Annotated in this window: 3 protein-coding genes and 1 pseudogene; 1 reads left to right on the top strand and 3 read right to left on the bottom strand. The window is 75.4% G+C overall.

What is annotated here, in order from left to right; all coding sequences use genetic code 11:
* From RIF68_RS28845 to RIF68_RS28835, 3 genes and pseudogenes are all read right to left on the bottom strand, one after another.
* Window positions 1-543, bottom strand: a pseudogene (locus RIF68_RS28845) (serine-threonine protein kinase); the annotation flags it as partial.
* 177 nt (window positions 544-720) lie between these two features.
* Window positions 721-2088, bottom strand: a complete 1368-nt coding sequence (locus tag RIF68_RS28840) for an erythromycin esterase family protein (RefSeq protein WP_309054230.1) — start codon at window positions 2086-2088, stop codon at window positions 721-723.
* A gap of 96 nt (window positions 2089-2184) precedes the next feature.
* Window positions 2185-3441, bottom strand: a complete 1257-nt coding sequence (locus RIF68_RS28835) for a DUF1343 domain-containing protein (protein WP_309054229.1) — start codon at window positions 3439-3441, stop codon at window positions 2185-2187.
* A gap of 166 nt (window positions 3442-3607) precedes the next feature.
* On the opposite strand from RIF68_RS28835, the gene RIF68_RS28830 reads away from it, so the two are divergent.
* Window positions 3608-4289, top strand: a 682-nt coding sequence (locus RIF68_RS28830; RefSeq protein WP_309054228.1) for an SDR family oxidoreductase, incomplete at its 3' end; no start/stop codon positions are given.

Raw genomic sequence — 4289 nt, 5'->3', positions numbered from 1 at the left:
CCGGCGCGGTCCGCCCCCCAGGGCCTCCTCACCGGTCTCCGGCTCCCCGAGCGCCTCGGTGAACAGCGCGCAGACCCCGACCGGGTCGGCGAGCAGGAACTCCGGCACCGGCTCACCGGCCGCGACCGTCTCCCGGTCCACGTCCGCCAGCTCCCGCAGCAGCGCGCCGAACTCCGCGAAGGCCTCCTCCCGCGCCGGGGCGAGGTCGAGGAGTTCGGTGAGCCGCGCGGCCACCCGCTCCTTCTCGGGGAGGACCGTCACCAGCGCCCGGTAGTCGGGCACGGGGTCGTCCGTGAACATCATCGAAGGCCATACGACCCCCGCGTACCCGGCCTCCACGCCCGCCCGGAACAGGCCGGGGAACGGGGCGAAGAACTCCGAGTAGAGCCGGGTGGCGCCGGACGGGGTGTTGTTCCACCCGTGGACGAAGACCACCAGGTCCGTGACGCCCCGGCGGGCCAGGGCGACCAGCTCCGCCGCCTGGCCGGGCGGTCCTTCGCCGTCCTTGTCGAAGGTGAGCTCCCGGTACGGTTCCACACTCATCCCGGTCACGGCCCGACCGTCCCTCCGCGTCGAGGTGGCCGCGACGCCCCTGGGCGCACGTTCTGCGGTGCGCGGACGGCGGCTCCACGCCCAGCATGCCCGCCCGCCGCCCCCGCCAGACCTGGACGGGCCCCCTCCGGGGCCGGGGGAGCGCCCTGGCCCCTCGGGCGGCCGGTCTCAGCGCAGCCGGGCCGCCGAGACGGCCGGGAAGTGGACGAGCGCGTCGTACGAGGCCCGCAGCCGCACCGTCGGCGTGGCGCCCGGCCACGGGTAGGCGGTGCCGATGTGGTGGGCCGGACGGGCCCCGGCGAGCCAGGCCCGCGCCCCCGGAGCCGTACGCCTCAGGTCGAGCAGGAACGGGCCGGGAGCGACCCGGTCCAGCGTCTCGGCGTGACTGCCCGGACCGGGCCGGCCGACGTGGAAGACCCGCAGCGGCTCCCCGGGCGCCCCGGTGTCGTGCGCGTGGAACGAGCCCTGCCCGAAGGAGGCGCCCACCGCCACGTACCGGGGGCCGAGGAGGTCCCGCAGGAACGCGCCCTGGGTGCGCGGGTAATGATCGGGGTTGAGCGTCTCGTAGCCGATGTGGCCGTTGTGCGCGGACAACAGGACCCGGCCGCCGGTCCGCCGCTGCCACCACACGGTGTTCTCGGCCATCACCCGGTCCCGGTGGAGCATGGCCCGCGCGATGTCGGCCGGGTCGGCGAAGTCGTGCGCGTACTCGGTGCCGACCTGGGCGATCGCCCGCGCGTGCTGCACCGCCCAGGCGTGCGCCTCCCGCGCCGCCGCACCGGGCGCGGGCCGCTGCGCGGACAGCAGGGCGAGGGCCTCGTTCACCTCCTTCGCCCTCCGCTGCCGTTCGGCGAGCGGCCGGTCCAGGTAGCCCTTGACCCAGGCCTCCATCGGGCCGACGGGCCGGGAGGCGCGGTACAGCTCGCGGAAGCGGGGCAGCAGCGCGGGATGCGCGCGCCCGACGTGCCCGGTGACGGCGTCGAAGAGGTTCGGGCCCGCGTAGCCGAGGTCGTTGCCCATGAACCGGACCTGGCGGTCGGGGTGCGACTGGTTGTACCGGCGCATCCAGCGGAACAGGTCGAGGTACTCCTCGGTGTTCCAGAGCCGGTACGACTCCTGGAACTCGTCGCGCATGATCGCCTCGATGTCGCCCCGGCCGGTGCGCACCCAGGCGTCGACGAGCAGTCCGGTGGACCAGCCGGCCTCCAGGGCGAAGGTGGTGAAGCCCTCGTGCTCCACGAGCTGTTCGAAGATGCGGTGCTTGGCGGTGAAGAACTCCCCGGAGCTGTGCGTGGCCTCGCCGATCGCCACCACCGTCGCCGGGCCGACCAGCCGGTCGAGGGCGACCGGATCGGTCAGCGGGCGGGCGGTCCGGGCGAGTTCGCGGGCCGGGTCCGCGGTCGCGGCGGGCGCGCGCACGGCCGGGGGCGGACCGGCGGCGGCGGGTGTGCCGAGGGCGGCGAGGCAGGCGGCGGCCAGCAGGGCGGTCAGGGGCAGGCGGCGACGGCGTGAGGAACGCGAAGGGCTGCGAGTCATGGGGCAAGCCTGCGCCGCGGGACGGTCCTCAGGACATCCGGCCCGCACCCGCTCCGGTGGTGGAGCCCGCTCCACCACCAAAGCGGCACCGGCCCCTCAGCGGTAGAGGAGGTACTCCCGCCGCACCGCCCGGAAGGCGGCCAGATCCGCCTCCCACGCCCCGACCACCTCGTCCACCCCGGCGCCCGCGTCGATCAGGGTCCGTACCCGGGTCGAGCCGGTCAGCTTGTCGATCCAGCGGTCCGCCCGCCAGGCGAACCCGGACCAGGAGCGGCGGGCGGTGACGAGCAGCCCGATCCCGGTCCGTACCGGTTCGAAGGCCTCCCGGTCGTGGACGTGGAGCTGCACCCCGCCCACCGTCCTGCCCTGGAACTTGGAGAAGGTCGGCGCGAAGTACGCCTCCCGGAACCGGACGCCGGGCAGGCCGAGGGCGTTCGCGGCCTGCGCCCACCGCCGGTCGATCCCCTCGGCGCCGAGGAGCTCGAAGGGGCGGGTGGTGCCCCGTCCCTCGGAGAGGTTGGTGCCCTCGAAGAGGCAGGTGCCCGCGTAGACGAGGGCGGTCTCGGGGGTCGGCATGTTGGGGCTCGGCGGCACCCAGGGCAGACCGGTGGCGTCGAAGAACTCCGCGCGCCGCCACCCCGTCATCCGTACCGTCTCCAGCTCCACCGGCCGGGCCAGGAACTCGCCGTTGAACAGCAGGGCCAGCTCCGCCACCGTCATGCCGTGGGCCTGCGCGATCGGCTCCCGGCCCACGAAGGTCGCGAACGCCCGGTCCAGGACCGGGCCGAGGGCCGCCCGCCCGGTGACCGGGTTCGGCCGGTCCAGGACCACGAACCGCTTCCCGGCCAGCGCGGCGGCGGCCATGCAGTCGTACAGCGTCCAGATGTAGGTGTAGAACCGCGCGCCCACGTCCTGGATGTCGAAGACGACCGTGTCGACGCCGGAGGCGGTGAAGACGTCCGCGAGCGGCTGCCCGCTCTTGAGGTACGTGTCGTAGACGGGCAGGCCGGTCGCCGGGTCGTCGTACCGGCCCTCGGAACCGCCGGCCTGCGCGGTGCCCCGGAAACCGTGCTCGGGGCCGAAGACGGCGGCGAGGTCCACCCGTTCGTCCGCGTGCATGACGTCCACCAGGTGCCGGGCGTCCCGCGTGACGCCGGTCGGGTTGGTGACGACGCCGACCCGCTCGCCGGCCAGCAGTGCGTACCCGTCCGCCGCGAGCCGCTCGAAGCCGGTCCGCACCCGCCCGGGCCCGCCGGGCCCCGTGGCGGGTTCCGCGGCGGCGGGCGGGGCGGACACGGCCGCGGCGCCGAGGGCGCCTCCGGCGGCCAGCAGACTCCGACGCGACAGGCTCATGCGGAAACCTCCCTGATGACCGTCCCCGGCCGGGGCGCGTGACATGGGCACGCACGCTAGCGCTCCTGACGGCTCCGGGGAACGAGGCGTGCGGTCCGGTCTTCCGCGAGTCCATACCGACCGGTTAGTCTGCTGCGGTCGTCACAGCGGAGAGGTGGGGTCCGGCATGAGCGGGAACACGGGGACCGACAGGGGTACGGAGCCGGGCGGAGGCGCCGGGGACGCGGTACGCGGCGCCGGGGTCGTCGTCACCGGCGCGGGCGGCGGCATCGGCGCCGCGCTCGCCCGCCGCTTCGCCGCCGAGGGCGCCCGCGTCGTCGTCAACGACATCGACGCCGACCGTGCCGGGGCCGTCGCCGCGGAGATCGGCGGCACCGCCGTCCCCGGCGACGCCTCCGCCGTCGTCGACGCGGCCCGCGAGGCCCTCGGCGGCAGGGTCGACATCTGGTGCGCCAACGCCGGACTCTCCTCGCCCGGCGACGCCTTCGCCGAGGAGGACGTCTGGGCCGCCGCCTGGGACGTCAACGTCATGGCCCACGTCCGCGCGGCCCGCGCCCTGCTGCCCGAGTGGCTGGAGCGCGGCAGCGGCCGGTTCGTCTCCACCGTCTCCGCCGCCGGACTGCTGACCATGATCGGCGCCGCTCCGTACAGCGTCTCCAAGCACGCCGCCCTCGCCTTCGCCGAATGGCTCTCGCTCACCTACCGGCACCGCGGCCTCAAGGTCCACGCCATCTGCCCGCAGGGCGTGCGCACCGACATGCTCACCGCCGCCGGATCGGCCGGCGAACTGGTCCTCGCCCCCACGGCCATCGAACCCGAGGACGTCGCCGACGCCCTCCTCGAGGCCG

Origin of the sequence: Streptomyces sp., assembly GCF_031178505.1 — a bacterium.
Taxonomy (GTDB): domain Bacteria; phylum Actinomycetota; class Actinomycetes; order Streptomycetales; family Streptomycetaceae; genus Streptomyces; species Streptomyces gulbargensis.
This window is presented reverse-complemented; position numbering and strand designations above follow the sequence as displayed.

Coding starts and splice junctions, on each gene's coding strand:
- RIF68_RS28835 (WP_309054229.1), bottom strand. CDS start 3,441: ATGAGCCTGTCGCGTCGGAGTCTGCTGGCCGCCGGAGGCGCCCTCGGC.
- RIF68_RS28840 (WP_309054230.1), bottom strand. CDS start 2,088: ATGACTCGCAGCCCTTCGCGTTCCTCACGCCGTCGCCGCCTGCCCCTG.